Annotated in this window: 19 protein-coding genes; 10 read left to right on the top strand and 9 right to left on the bottom strand. The window is 69.9% G+C overall.

The window, feature by feature from the left end; all coding sequences use genetic code 11:
• Positions 1-19: 19 nt before the first annotated feature.
• The 3 genes from L8M95_RS03180 to L8M95_RS03170 all read right to left on the bottom strand — a co-directional run bounded on the left by L8M95_RS03180 (position 20) and on the right by L8M95_RS03170 (position 2,614).
• Positions 20-547, bottom strand: a complete 528-nt coding sequence (locus tag L8M95_RS03180) for a DUF488 family protein (protein ID WP_260487907.1) — start codon at positions 545-547, stop codon at positions 20-22.
• The gene (locus L8M95_RS03175) at positions 547-1,635 is read right to left on the bottom strand and encodes a DUF808 domain-containing protein (protein ID WP_260487905.1); all 1,089 of its coding nucleotides are present in this window, start codon (positions 1,633-1,635) and stop codon (positions 547-549) included. Before L8M95_RS03175 ends, L8M95_RS03180 begins: the two co-directional genes overlap by 1 nt.
• A gap of 88 nt (positions 1,636-1,723) precedes the next feature.
• Positions 1,724-2,614: an oxygenase MpaB family protein gene (locus L8M95_RS03170; protein ID WP_260487904.1), complete on the bottom strand. Its 891-nt coding sequence runs from the start codon at positions 2,612-2,614 to the stop codon at positions 1,724-1,726.
• A gap of 68 nt (positions 2,615-2,682) precedes the next feature.
• On the opposite strand from L8M95_RS03170, the gene L8M95_RS03165 reads away from it, so the two are divergent.
• On the top strand, positions 2,683-3,420 hold the full coding sequence (locus L8M95_RS03165) for a CPBP family intramembrane glutamic endopeptidase (protein ID WP_260487902.1): 738 nt from the start codon (positions 2,683-2,685) through the stop codon (positions 3,418-3,420).
• Here L8M95_RS03165 and L8M95_RS03160 read toward each other — a convergent pair.
• The 3 genes from L8M95_RS03160 to L8M95_RS03150 are packed head-to-tail and all read right to left on the bottom strand — an operon-like array spanning position 3,395 to position 6,751.
• Positions 3,395-4,639 (bottom strand): multidrug effflux MFS transporter, encoded by a 1,245-nt coding sequence (locus L8M95_RS03160; protein ID WP_260487901.1) that lies wholly within the window; start codon positions 4,637-4,639, stop codon positions 3,395-3,397. The genes L8M95_RS03165 and L8M95_RS03160 overlap by 26 nt on opposite strands.
• Positions 4,636-6,219 (bottom strand): cation:proton antiporter family protein, encoded by a 1,584-nt coding sequence (locus tag L8M95_RS03155; RefSeq protein WP_260487900.1) that lies wholly within the window; start codon positions 6,217-6,219, stop codon positions 4,636-4,638. The genes L8M95_RS03160 and L8M95_RS03155 overlap by 4 nt, the downstream gene beginning before the upstream one ends.
• Before the next feature lie 28 nt (positions 6,220-6,247).
• A complete protein-coding gene (locus L8M95_RS03150; RefSeq protein ID WP_260487899.1) occupies positions 6,248-6,751 on the bottom strand; it encodes an LGFP repeat-containing protein in 504 nt (167 codons plus the stop codon).
• Positions 6,752-6,906: 155 nt separating this feature from the next.
• Between L8M95_RS03150 and L8M95_RS03145 the strand changes: the two genes are divergently transcribed.
• On the top strand, positions 6,907-7,392 hold the full coding sequence (locus L8M95_RS03145; RefSeq protein ID WP_260487898.1) for a VOC family protein: 486 nt from the start codon (positions 6,907-6,909) through the stop codon (positions 7,390-7,392).
• Between the two features lie 132 nt (positions 7,393-7,524).
• On the opposite strand, the gene L8M95_RS03140 is transcribed toward L8M95_RS03145, so the two are convergent.
• From L8M95_RS03140 to L8M95_RS03130, 3 genes are all read right to left on the bottom strand, one after another.
• The gene (locus L8M95_RS03140) at positions 7,525-9,222 is read right to left on the bottom strand and encodes a fumarate hydratase (RefSeq protein ID WP_260487897.1); all 1,698 of its coding nucleotides are present in this window, start codon (positions 9,220-9,222) and stop codon (positions 7,525-7,527) included.
• Between the two features lie 62 nt (positions 9,223-9,284).
• Positions 9,285-9,851: a protein-L-isoaspartate O-methyltransferase gene (locus L8M95_RS03135; protein ID WP_260487896.1), complete on the bottom strand. Its 567-nt coding sequence runs from the start codon at positions 9,849-9,851 to the stop codon at positions 9,285-9,287.
• A gap of 70 nt (positions 9,852-9,921) precedes the next feature.
• Complete coding sequence (locus L8M95_RS03130; protein ID WP_260487895.1) at positions 9,922-10,221, bottom strand: hypothetical protein; 300 nt, start codon at positions 10,219-10,221, stop codon at positions 9,922-9,924.
• Between the two features lie 196 nt (positions 10,222-10,417).
• Between L8M95_RS03130 and L8M95_RS03125 the strand changes: the two genes are divergently transcribed.
• The 8 genes from L8M95_RS03125 to L8M95_RS03090 all read left to right on the top strand — a co-directional run bounded on the left by L8M95_RS03125 (position 10,418) and on the right by L8M95_RS03090 (position 19,068).
• Entirely contained in the window at positions 10,418-11,329 is a 912-nt protein-coding gene (locus L8M95_RS03125) for a siderophore ABC transporter substrate-binding protein (protein WP_260487894.1), read from the top strand.
• A 19-nt stretch (positions 11,330-11,348) separates the two neighbouring features.
• Entirely contained in the window at positions 11,349-12,371 is a 1,023-nt protein-coding gene (locus L8M95_RS03120) for an iron chelate uptake ABC transporter family permease subunit (RefSeq protein ID WP_260487892.1), read from the top strand.
• A complete protein-coding gene (locus L8M95_RS03115; protein WP_260487890.1) occupies positions 12,364-13,413 on the top strand; it encodes an iron chelate uptake ABC transporter family permease subunit in 1,050 nt (349 codons plus the stop codon). The genes L8M95_RS03120 and L8M95_RS03115 overlap by 8 nt, the downstream gene beginning before the upstream one ends.
• Positions 13,414-13,427: 14 nt before the next feature.
• The gene (locus tag L8M95_RS03110; RefSeq protein ID WP_260487888.1) at positions 13,428-14,297 is read left to right on the top strand and encodes an ABC transporter ATP-binding protein; all 870 of its coding nucleotides are present in this window, start codon (positions 13,428-13,430) and stop codon (positions 14,295-14,297) included.
• Between the two features lie 110 nt (positions 14,298-14,407).
• The gene (locus tag L8M95_RS03105; protein WP_260487886.1) at positions 14,408-15,643 is read left to right on the top strand and encodes a glucose-1-phosphate adenylyltransferase family protein; all 1,236 of its coding nucleotides are present in this window, start codon (positions 14,408-14,410) and stop codon (positions 15,641-15,643) included.
• An 80-nt stretch (positions 15,644-15,723) separates the two neighbouring features.
• The gene (locus L8M95_RS03100) at positions 15,724-16,710 is read left to right on the top strand and encodes an LLM class F420-dependent oxidoreductase (protein ID WP_260487884.1); all 987 of its coding nucleotides are present in this window, start codon (positions 15,724-15,726) and stop codon (positions 16,708-16,710) included.
• A gap of 113 nt (positions 16,711-16,823) precedes the next feature.
• Positions 16,824-18,053: an acetyl-CoA hydrolase/transferase family protein gene (locus L8M95_RS03095; RefSeq protein ID WP_260489138.1), complete on the top strand. Its 1,230-nt coding sequence runs from the start codon at positions 16,824-16,826 to the stop codon at positions 18,051-18,053.
• Between the two features lie 94 nt (positions 18,054-18,147).
• On the top strand, positions 18,148-19,068 hold the full coding sequence (locus tag L8M95_RS03090) for a hypothetical protein (protein ID WP_260487882.1): 921 nt from the start codon (positions 18,148-18,150) through the stop codon (positions 19,066-19,068).
• The last annotated feature ends 30 nt before the right edge of the window (positions 19,069-19,098 follow it).

The following is a 19,098-nucleotide window of genomic DNA, read 5'->3' as shown; positions in this document are numbered from 1 at the left end:
CGAGCCCGCCCGCGCGGGGTCAGCCGTCCCAGACCGGTTCGCCGTGCTCGTCGATCCGGAGCCCCTCGCTCGGACTGTGCTCGGTGATCTTGCCGGTGTGCATCAGATGTCCCACAGGGAGTCCGTGAACGGTGGCCACCACGTCCGCGACGATCCGGCGATGGCAACGCCACCACACCGATTCCGAGCACATCACCGCGACCCGTCGCAGCCTGGCGTCGGCGACGACCCGGTCCAGGGCCGTGCGGAACGCGGGGTCCCGGGTCCAGGCACTGTAGGCGCGGAACGCCTCGACACGCCACCAGGTGTCGGGGGAGGCCCTGCGACGATCGGCCGTGAGGCTGCGACGACCACCCAGGTCCTCTTCCCACCGATAGTCGATCCCCGCCTCGCCGACGATCTCCGGCACCGCGCCCTTGGCGGCGGCGGAGTTCGCGCGGCTCCCCGGGAAGCGCCGGATGTCCACCAGGAGTTCGACGCCCGCGCCGGTGAGCAGTCGTGCCAACTCGTCGCGATCCAGTCGGCCGTGCCCCACGGTGAGCAGCATCAGTGCCCGGAGTCCTCTCCCACGCCGGTTCGTGGGCCCCCGCCGCGCTGGGTGCGCGCGTCCGGGCCCCCGTTGTCCGTGCCGGCCTCGTCGCCGGGCCCGGGGCGTGAGGCGGCGTGTGAGTCGGGGCGTGAGGCGGCGTGTGAGGGTGAGTCGCCGTGTGAGTCGGAGCGCCGCTTCGGGAGCAGGTGCATGACCGTCACGATCACGGCGCCCACCGCGAGGCCGAAGACCAGTGCGCACACGGTGTCGATGAGCCACGCGAGGGCCGCACCGACACCGGCGACGCCCGCGGCGGGCTCGGCCAGGACGTGCACGAGGTGGTACGGGGCGGTGACGCCGAGTTCGTCGAGTCCGACGAGGAGGATGTGGCCGCCGACCCACAGCATGGCGAGCATGCCGACGAAGGAGATCACCTCGAGCACGGTGGGCATGGCTTTGACCATGCCGCGGCCGAACCGTTGTACGCCGGGGGACTCCTTGCGGGCCAGGTGGAGGCCGACGTCGTCCATTTTCACGATCACCGCGACGATGCCGTAGACGAGCGCGGTGATGCCCAGGCCGACGACGACCAGGATGATCGCCCGGGACCAGAACCTCTCGTCGGCGACCTCGTTGAGAGAGATCACCATGATCTCGGCGCTGAGGATGAAATCGGTGGTCACGGCACTGCGGACCATCTTGGCCTCGGCATCGGGACCGCGGTCCACTACGGGGGCCGCCTCCTCGTGGTGCCCGGAGATGCGCTCCCACACCTTCTCCGCCCCCTCGTAACAGAGGTAGAGCCCGCCCAGCATGAGGATCGGGGTGAGGATCCACGGCACGAACTGGCTGAGGAGCAGCGCGAAGACGATGATGATCGCCTTGTTTCCCAGTGACCCGATTGCGATCTTCCGGATCATGGGCAGCTCGCGGGACGGGTCGACGTCGCTGACGTACTGGGGGGTGACGGCGGTGTCGTCGACCACCACGCCGGCGGCCTTGACACCGGCACGGCCGGCGGCGGCCGCGACGTCGTCGGCGCTGGCCGCGGCCATGCGTGCGAGTACTGCGACGTCGTCGAGCAGAGCGGCGAGTCCACCGGCCATGACAGACCTCACTTCTCAACGGGCGGGGTATCCCCGCGGACGACACGACCGACCCCGGAGGGGTCGGTCGTCACAGGGTAGCGCCGCGTCACTCGATCGCGTCGAGGACCCAGCGCAGTGAGGAGACTCCGGTGCGGCCGAGCGCCTGCCCGAGTCCGCTGGATCCGAGTGGCCCGTCCGGGAGTCCGAGCATCGTCCGTGCCCACCCTGGTAGCGCTGCGACAGCGCCCTCGCGCAGTAGTGCGTAGGCGGGCTTGTCGGCCATCCCCATCGGCGGTCCGTCGAGCAGGAAGTGCCGCGCATCGAGAGCGGCGGGGGAGGCCTCGAGCTCGGGGCGGAACTCCGCCAGCGCCTCCTCGAGTTCGCGCACGCTGAGGGGCACGTCCCTGGCGCCCAGCATGAGGCCGGTCCTCGAGGACTGGCGTACGTACTCGTCGCGTTCGGCCGGCGTCAGCCGCTCACGCCCGTAGAGGCGGTGGCACTCGAGGAAGCTCCAGATCTCGGCGACGTGCACCCAGCGCAGCAGGTGGGGGTCGCGGGCGTCGTAGGGGCGTCCTCGGTAGTCGGTTCCCACGACGGCGCGGTGCGCTCCGTTGATCGCCCGGATGAGCCCGGAGGCGTCGGAGATCGTTCCGAACGTCGTGGTCGCGATGAACTGCGAGGTGCGTTGGAGCCGTCCCCACGGGTCGCCCCGGTAGTCGCTGTGGTCCGCCACCCCGGCCATGGCGAGCGGGTGCAGGGACTGCAGCAGGAGCGCGGTGAGTCCGCCGGCGAACATGGAGGCGTCCCCGTTGACGCGGCAGATGGCGTCGTCCGGGGAGTTCCAGCGCGCGCCCTCGGAGTGCCAGATCTGCTGCCGTCTCGCATCGGCGTCGTCGCCCGCCACCCGGGAGCGGACCACCAGGCCCACCCTGCGGCGGGCGCCGGTCAGGGCGCGGGACGCGGTCGAGGTCACCGTGGCCATGGCGGACTCCCTCATCGTGTGAAGTGGTCGTCCGCGTCACCATACCCCCGGTACGGACGGGGTGCGCGGTATCGTCGCGACTGATGACCGCGATGATCCCGTCCCTGTCCGGCAGCTCCCGAGTGCGGGGGGTGGCGGGCGTCGGCGCCGTCCTGGCGACGCTGGTGGCGATCAATCTCACCGCCAACCTGGCGGGTCTGCCGTTCCGCGAGTGGATCGTTCCGCTCGCCGTTCTCGTGCTGGTCGTGGTCGCCAAGGCGCGGTGGATGCGGTGGGCGGACCTGGGTCTGGCGGCGCGGCACATGCCGCGCGGGCTGGCGTACGGACTCGCGGCGACCGTCGTGGTCGCGGCCGTGGTCACGGCCGGGTGCCTGATCCCGGCGACCAGTCCCTTCTTCCTGTCCGAGCGTTATTCGGACCTTCGTATGGCGGTGTTCTCGGCGCTGGTCCTGATCCCCTTGATGACGGTCCTGCCGGAGGAGTTCGCGTTCCGTGGGGTCCTCCAGGGCGCTCTCGAGCGGACCTTCGGCACCACCGGGGTATTCGTGATCGGGTCACTGGCCTTCGGCCTGTGGCACGTCACGTCGTCCCTCGGGCTCACGGCCGGCAACGCCGGGCTCGCGGCCGTGCTGGGCACCGGTGTGGTGGGTCAGGTCGCGGGGATCGGACTGGCGGTGGCCGCGACCTCGGCGGCGGGGGCGGGGTTCATCTGGATCCGCCGCCGCAGCAACAGCCTCCTGGCCCCGATCGGCCTGCACTGGGCGTTCAACGCCGTGGGGGCGCTCGCCGCCGCGCTCACGTGGCGCGCGCTGGCCGGCTGACCACCGCCCACGTCGCCGCCACGACCAGGGCGGCGTTCACCCCCATCACGACGAGCAGCGGGATCGCCGAGTGCGGTCCGGCGAGGCCGGTGAGCGGGGAGACCACTGCGGCCAGGGCGAACTGCGCGGCCCCCAGGAGGGCCGACCCGGAACCGGAGTGGCCCCGGGTGGCCTGCATGGACAGGGCCGCGGCGTTGGGCAGGATCAGACCGACGGACAGGGTGAGCAGGACGAAGCCCACGGTGACCGGTGCCAGCCCCAGGGTGCCGGCGGAGGAGGAAGCGACGACGACGACGAGGTAGACGATCGCCGTCACCATGCCCACCACGCCGGTGCGCATGATCTTCTCCGGGGCGAACCTGCCGACCAGCCGGGCACCCGCGACGTTCGAGACCAGGATCCCCAGAGCATTGACGGTGAACGCCACGGAGTACGCGGTGGGGGACAGGCCCACCATGTCCTGATAGATGAACGGACTCGCGGAGATGTAGCCGAACAGGACACCGAAGGTGAAGACGAATACGGACACGCGGGCCACGAACGGGCCGTGGGTGGCCACGATGCTCATGTCTTCGAGGGTGGACAGCACGCCACCGGTCCGGCGGGATCCCTCGGGGAGCGACTCGGGCACCGCGACCAGGACCCCCACGACGGTGATCGCGGACAGCCCGGCCAGCAGCCAGAACACTCCGCGCCAGCCGCCGAACGGGACGACCGCGCCGCCGATGAGCGGGGCGATGACCGGGGCGACGGACTGGATCGCCATCAGGGTGGCGAACGCCTTGGCGACGCCCGGGCCACGGCCCACGTCGGCCACGACGGCCTTGCTCAACACGATCCCGGCGGCACCCGCGAAGCCCTGCGCGACGCGGCCGAGCACCAGGATCCAGATGGACGGCGCGAGAGCGCAGACCACCGCCGCGAGCGCGGTGCCCACCGAGCCCAGGATGAGCAAGGTCCGACGTCCCACCCGGTCGGAGAGCGGCCCGATCACCAGCTGCCCCGCCGCCAACGAGACTATGAACGCGGTGAGGGTCAGCTGGGCGGTGGAGGCCGTGATCCCGAACTCCTCGACGATCAGCGGCAGCGCCGGCAGGTAGGTGTCGGTGGCGAACGGCCCGATCGCCCCGGTCAACGCCAGTGCGAGCAGCATCGTGGCCGGCACCGACGTGGTGGTCGGCGGGGTGGGCGTGGTCGTGGTGTGTTCCGAGGACGTCACTCCCGCACTCCTGCGGCCTCGGCGGCACTGTCGGCCAGACCGACCCCGGTGCCTTCGAAGATGTGGAACGCCACGTCGGCTCCCCGTGCGATGAGTTCGTCCCTCTCGTCGTCGTACTGGGCGACCACCGCGATGGTGCCCTCGAAGTCCCGCGCGTCCACCTGCTCGAGGGCGATGAGGTTGGAACCGTGGAACGGCATGGCCAGCACTATGATGTCCACCTTCTCGTCGTTGACACAGCGGTCCCAGAAGTCGTCGTCGGTCGCATCGGCCTCGATGACCCGGACCCCCTGCTCGCGGAGCCCGGACGCCTTCACGGGGTCGTTCTCCACCCCGACGACCGTCAGACCGTACTCGTCCGTGAGACGGTCCCGCACCGCGCGGCCCACCCGCCCCACCCCCAGGACCAGCACCCGGGCGTGACCGATGTCGAGCGGGGCGTCCTCCGGGTGGGTGCGCTCGTCCCGCAGGGTGGGCACGAGCGAGGACAACCGTGCCACGAGGCGGGTCCCCCGGTGGTTGACCAGCGTCGAGAGCACGAAGCTGGCGGCCACCGCGACCGATACCACCACGAGCCAGTCCTGTTCGACCAGCCCCGCGTCGACCCCGGTCGCGGTGACGATGAGACCGAACTCCGAGAAGTTCGCCAACGCGAGCCCGGCGAGGATCGAGGTGCGCTTGCGCAGCCCGAACGCCGCCAGCACCAGGGTGAACACGGCGGCCTCCAGGGGCAGCAACGCCACGAGGAGAAGGCCCAGCAGCAGCGTCTCCGGGGTGGGCGTGACATGGAGCCCGATCGAGACGAAGAAGCCCACGAGCAGGAGTTCGCGGAGACCGAAGAGGGTCCGGGACAACTCGGCCGCGCGCGGGTGCGAGGCCAGGAGGACCCCCACCACCATCGCCCCGAAGTCGCCCTTGATACCGACGCTCTCGAACAGCCAGTAGCCGGGCACCAGCGCCATCGTGATCCCGAAGAGCGCCTGCAGTTCACCATGGCCGAGCCGGCTCCAGGCGCGGCGGACGAGCCACACGGCGGGGATCAGCAGCGGCAGCGCCAGCGCCCACGGGCTCGGAGGGGCGCCCTTCATCGCGGTGAGGAACACGACCGCCACCACGTCCTGGAGGACGAGGATGCCGATCGCGACCCGGCCGTACAGGGTGTGGGAGTCGGACCGGACGTCGAGTACCTGGACGACGAACACGGTGCTGGAGAACGACAGTGCGAACCCGAGCAGCGCCACCACCTGCCAGTCCGCGTCGGCGAGAAGCCGCACCCCGATGGTGGACAACGCGCCCAGGAACCCCGCGGTCAACCCCGCCACGGCCAGGAGGTTGACCGCCGTCGTGGCCATCACCTCGCGTCGCAGCAGCATCCTCACGTCGAGCTTGAGCCCGATGGTGAACAGCAGGATCGTCACCCCGAGGTCGGCGAGTGAATCGACCACGGGTAGGGCCTCGATACCGGGGGCGTGCAGGATGAACCCCGAGGCGAGGTATCCGATCAGGGTGGGCAGGTGCATCAGCCGGGCCACGAACCCGCACCCGAACACCACGACGAGGTAGATCGCGATGGTCTCCACCGGGGCTACCCGCCCGGCGCTGTGATCGTCACGGGACCTCGACGACCGGCCGACCGTCCAGGAACGCGATCGTGCCGTGCTCGAACGCCGAGATCCATCCGCCGTCCGTGGTGGTCTCGTCGGAGACGGGGAAACCCAACTCGCCCGCGGGCCCGCCCGCCTCGTCGTAGGCGGCGAGGATCTCACCCTGGACCACGAAGGCGCGCCCGGCCGGCGTGAGCACGATCGACCCACCCTCGAAGTCGGTGACCGACCCGCCCTCGACCGCCGTGGCGGGCCCCGTCACCCGGCCGAGATCGCCCTGCTGGCCACCGAGTTCCTCCCAGCGATCCGCGACGGCCACCGGGATGTGGACCGTGGACTCGGCAGGCCCGGGGACGGGGGCCGAGTTCGTCGTCGTCATCTCCTCCGCCGTCATCGGCGCGGCGGTGTCACCCGATCCGCCGCCGTCGTCTCCGGAACAGGCCGTGAGGCCGACGCCGAGCGTGGTGGCGAGGGCGAGAGCGGCGAGGACACGCGTCATCCTGTCCATGTCGCGATTCTAGACGCCCGCCCACCGGGCCCACCCCGCCCACCGCCGCCGCCGATGCCGAACCGTGATGCCCGAGTCCTTTCCGGGGGCGCCGGGCCGGTGGACACTGGGAGCGGGAGACCCGTCCGACCGGGCGAGCCCGGGAGGAGGCCGCGATGGCCGTGATGACCACGTGTCTGTGGTTCGCCACCGAGGCGGAGGAGGCCGCTGAGTTCTACTGCTCGGTGTTCCCCGACTCGCGCGTCGTCGCCGTGGACACCAGTCCCGTCGACACCCCGGGACCGAGGGCGGGGGACGTGCTCACCGTGGAGTTCGAGCTCGACGGACGGCCCTTCATCGCCCTCAACGGAGGCTCGGAGCCCGAGTACACCGACGCGATCTCCCTCGAGATCCGGTGCGCCGACCAGGCGGAGATCGACCACTACTGGAACGGTCTGCTCGCAGGAGGGGGCCGCGAGGTCCAGTGCGGGTGGCTGATCGACCGCTACGGAGTGCGCTGGCAGGTCGCGCCCCAGTCCCTCTACGACCTGTGGCGCGGCGAGGACCGCGAGGCCGCGAGACGGGCGTTCGCGGCGATGATGGACATGGTCAAACTGGACGTGGCCGCCATCGACGCCGCGGCTGCGGGCACCGACGCCTGACCCGGACTCCCGCCCGTCTGGCCTACGAAATCCGCTATCCGCATTCCGGATCCGCTACTCGACATGGAGAAGCGGATCCGGAATGCGGATAGCGGATCTGCGGGAACGCGGGAACGCGGGAACGCGGGTGGGTCAGAGTCCGGGGCGCTTGCCGATCGTCAGCGTGACCTCGCCGGTGTGGGCGAAGAAGTCCTCGCCCTTGTCGTCCACCACGATGAACGCGGGGAAGTCCTCGACGTCGATCTTCCACACCGCCTCCATGCCGAGCTCCTCGTACTCGATGACCTCGACGTGCTTGATGCAGTCCTGCGCCAGTCGCGCGGCGGGCCCGCCGATGGAACCCAGGTAGAACCCGCCGTGGGTGGCGCAGGCATCGGTGACCTGCTTGGAGCGGTTTCCCTTGGCCAGCATCACCATGGAGCCGCCCGCAGCCTGGAACTGCTCGACGTAGGAGTCCATGCGGCCGGCGGTGGTGGGGCCGAACGACCCCGACGGCATGCCCTCGGGCGTCTTGGCCGGCCCGGCGTAATAGACGGGGTGGTCCTTGAGGTACTGCGGCATCTCCTCGCCGGCGTCCAGCCTCTCCTTGATCTTGGAGTGTGCGATGTCGCGGGCCACGACGAGCGGACCGGTCAGCGCCAGACGGGTCTTGACCGGGTGCTTGCTGAGCTCGGCGAGGATCTCCGGCATCGGCTTGTTGAGGTCGATCTTCACCGCGGCGCCCTTGCCCGTGCCCGAGACGCCGTGGGTGGCGGCGTCGAGCTCGGCGTCCGTGGTGGCGGGCAGGAACCGGCCCGGCTCGAACTCGAGCTGCTCGAGGAACACGCCCTCCGGGGTGATCTTGGCCTTGGCCTGGCGATCGGCGGAGCAGGACACCGCGATCGCGACCGGAAGCGAGGCGCCGTGCCGGGGCAGGCGGACGACGCGGACGTCGTGGCAGAAGTACTTGCCACCGAACTGCGCGCCGATGCCGATCTGCTGGGTGAGCTCGAAGACCTTCTCCTCGAGCTCGACGTCACGGAAGCCGCGCCCGGTCATCGCGCCCTCGCGGGGGAGCTCGTCCAGATAGTGGGCGGAGGCGAGCTTGGCGGTCTTCAGCGCGAACTCCGCCGAGGTACCGCCCACCACGATCGCCAGGTGGTACGGCGGGCACGCGGCGGTTCCGAGGGAACGGATCTTCTCCTCGATGAACTGCATCATCCGCTCGGGGTTCAGGATCGCCTTGGTCTCCTGGTACAGGTACGACTTGTTGGCTGACCCGCCGCCCTTGGCCATGAAGAGGAACTTGTAGGCGTTCTCCCCGCCCGGCGTCGTATTGGCGCCGATCTCGATCTGCGCCGGAAGGTTCGACCCGGTGTTCTTCTCGTCCCACATGGTGATGGGCGCGTTCTGCGAGTAGCGCAGGTTGAGGCGGGTGAACGCGTCGTACACGCCGCGTGCGACGGCCTGCTCGTCCGGGCCGGGCGTGAGAACGTGCTGTCCACGCTCGCCCTTGACGATGGCCGTCCCGGTGTCCTGGCACATGGGGAGCACCCCGCCGGCGGCGATGTTGGCGTTCTTCAACAGGTCGAGGGCGACGAACTTGTCGTTGTCACTGGCCGCGGGGTCGTCGAGGATCTTCGCGACCTGGGCCAGGTGGTCACTACGGAGGTAGTGGGAGATGTCGTGCATCGCCGTCTCGGTGAGCAGCCGGATCGCCTCGGGATCCACCCGGAGGAACGTCAGGCCGTCGGGACCCTCGACCGTGGAGACGCCCTCGGTGGTGAGGAGGCGGTACTCGGTGGTGTCCTCCCCGACGGGAAGGAGGTCCTCGTAGAGGAAGTCGGCCATCAGAGGCTCCTGGTTCTGCAGGTGGACAAACTTCCCTCAGGATAGTGGCCGGGGTCACCAGGTCAGAATCGGGTGTGGATGAGGGGGACGAACCGGTACCGCCCGTGATCGGTGATCTCGACACCGTCATCCGTCCGTCGTACGCGGTGCATCACGCCGGCCCAGGGCGCCACCAGGATGCCGCCCGGCGCCAGTTGGTCGGCCAGCTCCGTGGGGAGGTCGTCGGCCATGGCCGAGACGAGAATGCGGTCGAAGGGTCCCAGTGCGGGAAGACCGAGGACGCCGGGTTCCGCCCGCCGGACATGTACCCAGGGTTGTCTGATCGCGGACCGGGAGCGCTCCACCAGTTCGGGAACCAGCTCTACCGCGAACACCGACGCCTCAGGGCCCCCGAGCTCACCGAGGATCGCAGACGTCCACCCGCTGCCCGAGCCCACGTCGAGGGCCCGCATTGCGGGAAACGGTTCCAGGAGGGCGAGCATCGCCGCGACGGTCGACGGCTGCGAATTGGTCTGCCCGAACCCGATGGGCAGGGGCGCGTCGAGTTCGTGGTCCGGGGCGACCTCCGGCGGGAGGAAGTGGCGTCGATCCTGCGCTCGCATGGCCTCCGTGATGCTGTGGGTGTTCACCGCGACATCTCCTCCCGCCGGGCGGTGGCCGCGCCGGGTCCCGTCCGCGCTCCACCGGCCCCCCCGTGCGCTACGCCTCGCCGAGGACCCGCGTCCCGCCCTCGGGGTCGAGGTCGTCGATCGCGTCGTGGGGCTCCGTCGGGACTCCCCCGTCCTCGGGCTCGGGGGAGTCGACGTCCGGACGCTCGGCGGCAAGCTTCTCGTCGAGGGTGTCGTTCTCCTCGACGGGCTTCCACGACTCCGGGGCGTCGACGGTGAGGTCCTCCCCGTCGGTGGAGATGACGTCCGCGTCCAGCCCCTCGCTGCCGTCGAGGGTGTTCTCGTCGTGGTCGCCGTCGGTGTCCTGGTCGAATTCGCGATCGGTATCCATGCCGTCGATTGTGCGACGACGGGGGACTCTCCGCATCCGGTCAGGCCGCGGGACGGCGAGTCGACGGCCACTCGCCCGACCGGCCGGGTGAGTCACGGCGACGCCCCCAGGTGAGGTAAGCCATACTTAAGACTTGCCCAGGAGCCGCGAGGGTGTTTAAGGTGAGCCTAACCTTCCGAACCAACCTTGGAGTGACATGAAGCGATTCCCCAAGATCGTCGCAGCGACGGCCGCCATCGCGCTGACCGGTGGCGCCCTGACCGCCTGCGGGAGCTCGGATGCACAGTCCGCGGGGAACGAGGGTGAGGGGCCGACCCGCGTCGTGCTCACCAGCCACGCCGCGGCCGATACGCTGGATGAGCTCGATCTCGAGGATCGCGTCGTCGGACTGGTGAAGACCGGCGTCTTCCCGGAGGCGCTGGACGCGTACTCGGGCGACGAGTACACGGACATCGGCAGCCTCAAGGAGCCGAAGATGGACGTCATCGCCGAACTGGGCCCCGACCTCATCCTGTTCGGTAACCGCACCCGGGAGATGGAGCCGGAGTTCGCCAAGATCTCCGACCAGGTGATCGCGGGCGACCCGGACACCTCCGAGACGATCGCGTCGAACCGCGCGAAGGTCGAAGAGATCGCCGCGCTGTTCGGAGCCGAGGACAAGGCCGCGGGCGAGCTCGCCGAGATCGACGAGATGGTGTCCGCCACCAAGGCCAAGGCAGAGGGCGCCGGCACGGCCCTCGTGCTCATGACGTCCGGCGGAAAGGTCACCGGGTACGGACCGGGATCGCGCTTCGACCTGATCTTCAACGAGCTCGGCATGACCCCCGCCGGCGAGCTCGAGGCGGAGGGGAGCCACGGTGCCCCGCTCAGCTGGGAGCAGATCGCCGAGCTGAACCCCGACCACGTCTTCGTCATCGATCGCGATGCCGCGATCGGCGCCGAGGGTGAGGCTGCGGCCGCCCTGCTCGACAACCCGCTCTTCAACCGCACGGCTGCCGCGACCAACGACAACGTCCACTTCCTGGACGGCCAGAACTGGTACCTCGTCGGGGGCGGCCTCGGGGTGCTCGAGGCGATGATCGACGAGATCGACTCCGCCGTCTCCTGACGGTGGACACCACTCACTGATGACGACGACCCTGGTCGAGCGCCGGCTGCAGCATACTTCGCTGTGGCCGGCGCTCGGCGTCGTTGCGCTCGTGGTCTCGCTCGTCGCGAGCGTGTTCGTCGGAGCGGCGAACATCACCGTGTGGGACGCGCTCACCGGTGGGCTCACCGAGGCGCACCGCGTCTACCTCGTCGAGGCCCGTCTCCCGCGCACGGCGGCCGCCGCCCTCGCGGGTGCCTCGCTGGCGATCGCAGGACTGCTGATGCAGCTGCTCACCCGCAACCGCTTCGTGGAACCGTCGACCGCCGGCACCGTCGAGTCGGCAGGATTGGGCCTGGTGGTGGTGGCGATCATCGCGCCCGGCGCGCCGATCGTGGCCAAGATGCTCGTGGCCATGGTGTTCGCGCTCGCCGGGACCGCACTCTTCCTCGCCTGTATCCGGCGCGTCCCGGTGTCGGACTCCTTCGTGGTTCCCCTCATCGGCATCATGCTCGGGTCCGTGGTCGGTGCGGTCGCCGCCTTCCTGGCCCTGTCCCGGGATCTGCTCCAGATGCTCAACTCGTGGATGCTCGCCGATTTCTCCGCGGTCCTGGCCGGGCGGTACGAGTTGTTGTGGCTGGTGGCGGTGCTCGGCGTCCTCGCCTACATCGCCGCCGACCGCTTCACCGTCGCCGGTCTGGGCGAGGACGTCTCGACCGGTCTCGGCCTCGACCACAAGACCGTCGTCGCGGCCGGGATGGCCATCGTGGCGGCGGTCGCGGCCGTCGTGGTGGTCACCGTGGGTGCCCTCCCGCTGCTCGGACTGGTCGTCCCCAACGTGGTCTCCCGGCTGGTGGGCGACGACGCCCGCCGCGGCCTGCCACTCGTGGCGCTGCTCGGGGCGGTGACCGTCCTGGTCTGCGACATGGTGGGCAGGTCGCTTCCGGGCTTGTTCGCCGGCGGCGCACCCGGTGCCGGAGAGGTCCCCGTGGGCACGATCGTCGGGATCCTCGGCGGCGCGGTGTTCCTGGCCATGATGCTCCGAGGAGTGCGCAATGCCTGAGACCGCCATCCTCAGCGCCCCGCCGGCGGGCCTCATCCACGGACGGACCCGAGCGGAGTCGGACCGCCGCCGTCGGTGGATCGTGGTGATCGTGTGCGCCGTGGTCGCCGTCGCGGCGATCGCCGCCCTGATCCTCTCCGGGCTGCCGGCCACCGTCGGGTCGAGGGCCTGGTCCTACTCGCTAGACCGACTCTCGCGCCACGCTGTGGCGATCGTCCTGGTCTCGGTGGCGGTCGGCGTCTCGACGGTGATCTTCCAGACCGTCACCGGCAACCGGATCCTCACGCCGGCGCTGATGGGTTTCGATTCGCTGTACCTGCTCATCCAGACGATGCTCGTGTTCTTCATGATCCCGCGCGACGCCGCCGTCATCGGCGGTCTGACGAGCGGTGGTCTCTCCGGGTTCCTGGGTCAGACCGCGATCATGGTGGTGGCGTCGACCTCGCTGTACCTGTGGCTGCTCGGGGGCCGGAGGACCGATATCCACCTGTTGTTGCTGGTGGGTGTCGTGTTCGGTGTGTTCTTCCGCTCGGCGTCCTCGTTCTTCCAGAGACTGTTGGACCCGGCGGCCTACCTGCAGGTCCAGGACGCCATGTTCGCGAGTTTCCGCGGGGTCCAACTCGACGTTCTGGTGGCGTGCGGGGTCATCGTGGTGGCGGGGCTCGTCGTCGTGGCGATTCTCGGTCGACGGCTCGACGTGATGCTCCTGGGACGCGACCCCGCCGTCGCGCTCGGCGTGAACCACCGGAAGGTCACGATCGTGATCCTGGTGGTGGTCTCCTTCCTCGTCTCGGCCTCGACCGCGCTGATCGGACCGGTGATGTTCTTCGGGCTCATCGTCGCCAACGCGGCGTACGCACTGCTCGGCACCACCCTGCACCGGTACACCCTCCCGGTGGCCTCGCTGCTGGGCGTGATCGCCCTGGCGGGGGGCGAGATGGTCCTCGGCGCCCTCGGCGTGGAGTCCGCTCTGAGCATCGTCATCGAGTTCGCCGGTGGCCTGCTGTTCCTGTTCCTGCTCCTGACCAACCGCGCACGCTGAAAGAGAGGCACGTCATGTCCCTTCTCCCGTTCCGACGCCGCGGCGACCGCACCGGTGAGAACCCGTGGTCGGCCGGCTGCGGCATCGAGGCGCGGTCGGTGTGCTCGTCCTACGGCGACACCCGGGTCCTCCATGAGGTCACGGCATGCTTCGCGCACGGTGGCGTCACCTCTCTCATCGGCCCCAACGGCGCCGGAAAGTCGACGCTGCTGGGAGTCATGAGCCGACTCCAGGCGGCGGATTCCGGGACGGTGCTCGTCGACGGGGTCGACGTGTCGGTCAATGGTGGGCGTGAGCTGGCCCGCCGTCTCGCCGTGCTGCGCCAGGAGAACGCCGTGTCCATCCGACTCACCGTGCGTGAGCTCGTGGGCTTCGGGAGGTTCCCCCACAACGGTGGCCGTCCCGGCCCGGACGACGCCGAGCACATCGACTACGCACTGGGGGCGATGGAGCTCGAGGACCTCGCCGACCGGTATCTCGACGAGTTGTCCGGTGGGCAGCGTCAGCGCGCCCACATCGCGATGGTGCTCGCCCAGGACACTGACTACGTCTTGCTGGACGAGCCGCTCAACAACCTCGATCTCCGGCACGCCACCTCGATCATGCGCTTGCTGCGTCGCACGGCTGCGGATCGGGGCAAGACGATCGTGCTCGTCATCCACGACATCAACATCGCCGCCGCCTACTCGGACCGGATCATCGCGATGAAGGACGGCCGGATCGTCTCCGACGGCACCCCGGCCGAGATCATGCGCACCGATGTGCTCAAGACGGTGTACGACATGGAGATGCAGGTCGCGGAGGTCGCCGGCCGGTACGTGGCTCTGTACTTCGACGGAGAGGCCGAGCTGGACGAGTGCGGCGTGGCGATGTCCACGGCCTGATCGACGGGACACGACATACCGCGAGCAGTGGGAGTGTGCGCCCGCTCCGGTTACAGTGTCGTTCTCGGACGGGGTGGGGTACCCGCAGCCCACCGGAGAGGAGTTCCCGCATGGCGCCCTTATCGGCGGTCACCATCGTCCTCGCGGGCGGGGCCGGGTCGCGGCTGCGCGCACTGACCAGGGACCGGGCCAAGCCGGCGGTACCGTACGGGGCCGGGTACCAACTGATTGATTTCTCCTTGAGCAACGCCGCCAACTCGGGACTCCGGGACGTCTGGGTGGTGCAGCAGTTCCATCCGGTGTCCCTGGGATCCCACCTGCGCAGTGGCCGCCCCTGGGACCTCGATCGACTCGACGGCGGCCTGCTCGTACTGCACCCGTCGCAGGGCACGGGCCGGGACGGTTTCCACTCCGGGACCGCGGACGCACTGTGGAAGCAGGTCGAACCCCTGCGGGAGGCGGCGCCGGACGTGACGGTGGTCGTCAGTGCGGACGCCGTGTACCGACTCGACTACGACGAGTTGGTCCGCGACCACCTGAACTCGTTCGCCGAGCTCACCATGGTCACCACGCGGGTGGCCCCCGAGGACGCCTCCCGCTACGGGGTCGTCCGCGTGGGCGAGGACAGGACCGTCACCGGGTACCGCTACAAGCCGGACGCCCCCGAGGGCGACCTGATCTGCGCGGAGATCTTCGTCTTCAACACCGCCGCCCTCATCAGCCGACTCGAACGTGCCCACGAGGACGTCGTCTCGGCGGGGGGCGACTCCGACATGGGCGACATCGGGGACAACGTGCTGCCCGCCATGGTCGAGGCCGGGCATGCCCGTGAGTGGAGGCACGAGGGCTACTGGCGGGACGTGGGGACCGTCGAGTCCTACTGGGCCGGGCACATGGACCTGCTCGGCGAGCCCCCTGTCCACGAGCTCGATGTCCCGGGTTGGTCGCTTCGTTCCGCCTCGACCTACAGCGGGCCGGCGAGGGTCGGGGAGACGGCGGAGGTGTCCGGCTCGCTGCTCGGTCACGGTGCGGTCGTCCACGGGGCGGTCGAGCATTCCGTCGTGGGGCCCGGCGCCGTCATCGAGACGGGGGCGCGGGTCCGCGACAGTGTGGTCCTGCCCGGAGCCGTGGTCCGGTCCGGGGCGCGCGTGGAGACCGCGGTCGTCGACGCCGACGTGGAGGTCCCCGTCGACGCGAGGATCGGCGAGCACCAGGCCGGTGCGACCGAGACGACAGTGCGCGTCGCACTGTTGGGGACCGCTCCGGACGGTCCCCGTCCGCCGGGGTTCACCCTGGACCCGGGGACCCTCGATCCGCCAGACGACGACGAGGACCGCACCCTCTGATCCGGCGGCGTCGGATCCCCGGTCCGAACCGGTGGTGAGGTCGGCCACCCGGGACCTGTCGTCGGGCTAGGCTCGCGCACATGCGATTCGGACTCTTCCTGCCCCAGGGTTGGCGCCTCGATCTGGTCGACGTGCCGGCCGCCCGTCACTGGCCCGTCATCTCCGACCTGGCAGCCCGCGCCGACGCCGGGCCGTGGGAGTCGCTGTGGGTGTACGACCACATGCACACCTCGCCGCTCACGTCGACCGAGGCGACCCACGAGGCGTGGAGCCTGATGTCGGCCCTGGGTGCGACCACGTCCCGGGTCCGGCTCGGGCAGATGTGCACCTGCATCGGCTACCGGAACCCGGCACTGCTGGCGAAGATCGCCGCGACGGTCGATCACATCTCCGGCGGCCGGGTGGAGATGGGGATCGGGGCGGGCTGGTACGAGCACGAATGGCGCGCGTACGGCTACGGTTTCCCCTCGGCGGGCGAGCGACTGGCGATGCTCGACGAGGGCGTACGCATCATGACGCAGGCGTGGTCCGACGGCGTCGTCTCGCTGAACGGCGAGCAGTACCGGGTCGACGGGGCGATCGTCCAGCCGCAGCCCCTGCAGGAGGGCGGCATCCCGATGTGGATCGCGGGCGGGGGCGAGCGGAAGACTCTCCGGACAGCGGCCCGGTACGCCGACTACACCAACTTCGACGGCACCGCGGAGGGCTTCGCCCACAAGTCACGGATCCTGCGCGGGCACTGCGAGGACATCGGGCGGGATCCGGCCGAGATCACCAGGACCGCGAACTACAACGTGGCGATCGGGGAGACGGAGAAGGACGTCGAGGATCGGCTGGCGACGCTGAAGGACCGGTTGGCGAAGCACGTCGGGGCTGACGAGGCCGAACGCCAACTCGGCGCCTACCGCGGCCTTCCGGCCGTGGGGACACCGGAGCAGATCATCGAGAAATTGTCCGAGCTCAAGGCGCTCGGAATGGAGTACGGCGTCTTCTACTTCCCCGAGATCGCCACCGACACCTCCGGGCTCGACCTGTTCGAGCGCGAGGTCATCCCGGCGCTGGCCTGAGCCCACTCGGCGCATCCCGCGCCCCGGTCAACGAGAGCAGGTGCCCTGTGACGAGGAACGTCGAGTACGAGGAACTCCCGGCGGAAGCGGTTCTCGACCACGTCACGCCGGGGATGCACGTCATCGTCCCCATCCAGAACGCCGCCCCGCCGGCGCTGCTCCGCGCACTGGACTCGGGGGCCGACGGTCTGGAGGACGTGACCATCCACCACATGGACCCGTGGGAGTCCCTGCCGTTCATGGAGGGTGCGTACCCGGGCAGGCTCCGGCACGTCGACTACTTCCTCGGGCGCGGGTCGCGGGAGAACTTCCACCGGGGCCACTGCGACCTGATCCCGGTCGACTTCGCGCAGGTGCCCGCGACCCTGCGGGAATTCTCGCCTCCCGGGTTGGCGATCACCACCGTGTCGGAGATCGACGAGCACGGCTTCTTCTCGATGGGCACCAACGCCGACTACGTTGCCTCGTTCATCGGGCAGGTGCCGTTCTTCGTCGAGGTCAATTCCCAGATGCCCCGCACCTTCGGGCGCAACCACATCCACATCTCGCAGGTCGCGGGCGTGACCCGCAATGACACCCCGATGATCACCATGGAGGCACCGCCGCCGGGGGACATCGACAACGCGATCGCGGAGATCATCGCCGAGCGGGTCCCCGACGGCGCCTGTCTCCAGCTGGGGGTCGGCAGGCTGCCCAACGCTTTCCTGTCGCGGCTGGCCGGGCACCGGCATCTGGGGATCCACACAGAGGCGTTGTCGGACGGGGTGATGGACCTCGTCGAGGCCGGTGTGGTGGACGGCTCCCGCAAGACCGGTCGACCGTTCAAGCACGTCACCACGTTCGCTCTGGGATCGCAGCGACTCATGGACTGGCTCCACAACAACCCGTCGGTGGCGATGCTCCCGGTGGACATCGTGAACGACCCGAGAGTGATCGGCCAGGAGCACAACCTCTATTCGATCAACGCGACCAGCGAGGTGGACCTGTTCGGCCAGGCGGCCTCGGAGACCATCGGTGGCCGCTACTGGTCCGGTGCCGGGGGACAGGCCGACTTCGCCCGCGGGTGCACCTTCTCTCCGGGAGGTCACGGGTTCATCGTGACGCCGTCCCAGACCTCCAAGGGCGTCAGCCGGATCTCGCTGTCACTCACGCCCGGCAGTCCGGTCACGACCCACAAGAACATCATCGAGAACGTCGTCACGGAGTTCGGTATCGCGGAGCTGAGGGGCAAGTCGGTCGCCGAACGGGCCGCGGCACTGATCGCCATCGCGCACCCCGATCATCGCGAGCGGCTCAGCAGGGAGGCGAGGGAGGCGGGCCTGCTCCCTCGTGCCCACCACTAGGCGGCTGGACGAGCGGTGGCACCCGACCGGTGGCACCCGTCTGGGGGCGGGGTTACGTTCCTGAAGCAACCCGACCCCTGAAAGGGAGGCAGCTGTGGACCCCATCATCTGGATCATCATCGGGGTGATCGCGCTGATCGTCGTCATCGCGCTCATCGCGATGGCCATCAGGAGCAGCAACCGCAAGAAGCTCACCGAGGCCGCGGAACTGCGGCGCACCGCGCGTGAACGCGAGAACCAGCTCGAACAACAGGATGCCGTCGCCCGCCAGCAGGAGCACCGCGCGAGCGCCGCTCAGCAGGAGGCCCGTGCCAAGGCCGCGGAGGCCGACAAGCTCCGCGCCGAGGCCGAGCAGCAGCGTGGTGCCGTAGACGAGCAGAAGCACGACGTCCGGCGGATGGAACAGACTGCCCACAAGCTCGACCCCAAGGGCCGGGCCGATGACCTCAACCGCGACCGCGACCGCGACCGCGACCGCGACCGCGACGGCGGCCGTGGCCCGGGCCATGACGACCGTCACGATGGCCGTGGTCTCGGCCATGACGACCGTGGCGGCGACCGTGGCCTGGGCCATGACGACCGTCACGATGGCCGTGGTCTCGGCCATGACGACCACCTCGGTGACCACGATCGCGGCATGACCCCCGGTGACAGGGTCTCCGACGAGGGGCGAGGCGGCGTCACCGATCGAGGTGTCGCGTCCGGTGCCGGTACTCACGCCGGCACCGGAGCCGGGGTGGGCTCCTCCGCGGCTCCCGGGGCCGGGATCGGTTCGGGCACCCATGCCCACGGGCCGGGCACCGGGACCTCGGGTGGCACCGGGGTCGGCATGGGTGACGTGGGCGGGCGCCACGCCAGGGCCGACGATCCCGCTGGTTCCGACCGGCTCGGAGAGACGGGGCGCGGGAGCGTGACACCGGGAGACACCGTCGACCCCGATGTCCGACGGGACGAGAAGCCGGGGATCGTGGACAAGATGCTGGGCCGGACCGACCGGGATGAACCCCGGCGCTGACCCGACGGGCCGCCACCGCACCGCGGATCG

It is taken from the genome of Dietzia sp. B32, assembly GCF_024732245.1.
Classification (GTDB): Bacteria; Actinomycetota; Actinomycetes; order Mycobacteriales; family Mycobacteriaceae; genus Dietzia.
Note: the sequence above shows the minus strand (reverse complement) of the source record. Positions and strands in the feature narration are given on the sequence as shown.

Coding starts and splice junctions, on each gene's coding strand:
- L8M95_RS03180 (WP_260487907.1), bottom strand. CDS start 547: ATGCTGCTCACCGTGGGGCACGGCCGACTGGATCGCGACGAGTTGGCA.
- L8M95_RS03175 (WP_260487905.1), bottom strand. CDS start 1,635: ATGGCCGGTGGACTCGCCGCTCTGCTCGACGACGTCGCAGTACTCGCA.
- L8M95_RS03170 (WP_260487904.1), bottom strand. CDS start 2,614: ATGAGGGAGTCCGCCATGGCCACGGTGACCTCGACCGCGTCCCGCGCC.
- L8M95_RS03165 (WP_260487902.1), top strand. CDS start 2,683: ATGACCGCGATGATCCCGTCCCTGTCCGGCAGCTCCCGAGTGCGGGGG.
- L8M95_RS03150 (WP_260487899.1), bottom strand. CDS start 6,751: ATGGACAGGATGACGCGTGTCCTCGCCGCTCTCGCCCTCGCCACCACG.
- L8M95_RS03145 (WP_260487898.1), top strand. CDS start 6,907: ATGGCCGTGATGACCACGTGTCTGTGGTTCGCCACCGAGGCGGAGGAG.
- L8M95_RS03140 (WP_260487897.1), bottom strand. CDS start 9,222: ATGGCCGACTTCCTCTACGAGGACCTCCTTCCCGTCGGGGAGGACACC.
- L8M95_RS03130 (WP_260487895.1), bottom strand. CDS start 10,221: ATGGATACCGATCGCGAATTCGACCAGGACACCGACGGCGACCACGAC.
- L8M95_RS03125 (WP_260487894.1), top strand. CDS start 10,418: ATGAAGCGATTCCCCAAGATCGTCGCAGCGACGGCCGCCATCGCGCTG.
- L8M95_RS03120 (WP_260487892.1), top strand. CDS start 11,349: ATGACGACGACCCTGGTCGAGCGCCGGCTGCAGCATACTTCGCTGTGG.
- L8M95_RS03115 (WP_260487890.1), top strand. CDS start 12,364: ATGCCTGAGACCGCCATCCTCAGCGCCCCGCCGGCGGGCCTCATCCAC.
- L8M95_RS03110 (WP_260487888.1), top strand. CDS start 13,428: ATGTCCCTTCTCCCGTTCCGACGCCGCGGCGACCGCACCGGTGAGAAC.
- L8M95_RS03105 (WP_260487886.1), top strand. CDS start 14,408: ATGGCGCCCTTATCGGCGGTCACCATCGTCCTCGCGGGCGGGGCCGGG.
- L8M95_RS03100 (WP_260487884.1), top strand. CDS start 15,724: ATGCGATTCGGACTCTTCCTGCCCCAGGGTTGGCGCCTCGATCTGGTC.
- L8M95_RS03095 (WP_260489138.1), top strand. CDS start 16,824: ATGCACGTCATCGTCCCCATCCAGAACGCCGCCCCGCCGGCGCTGCTC.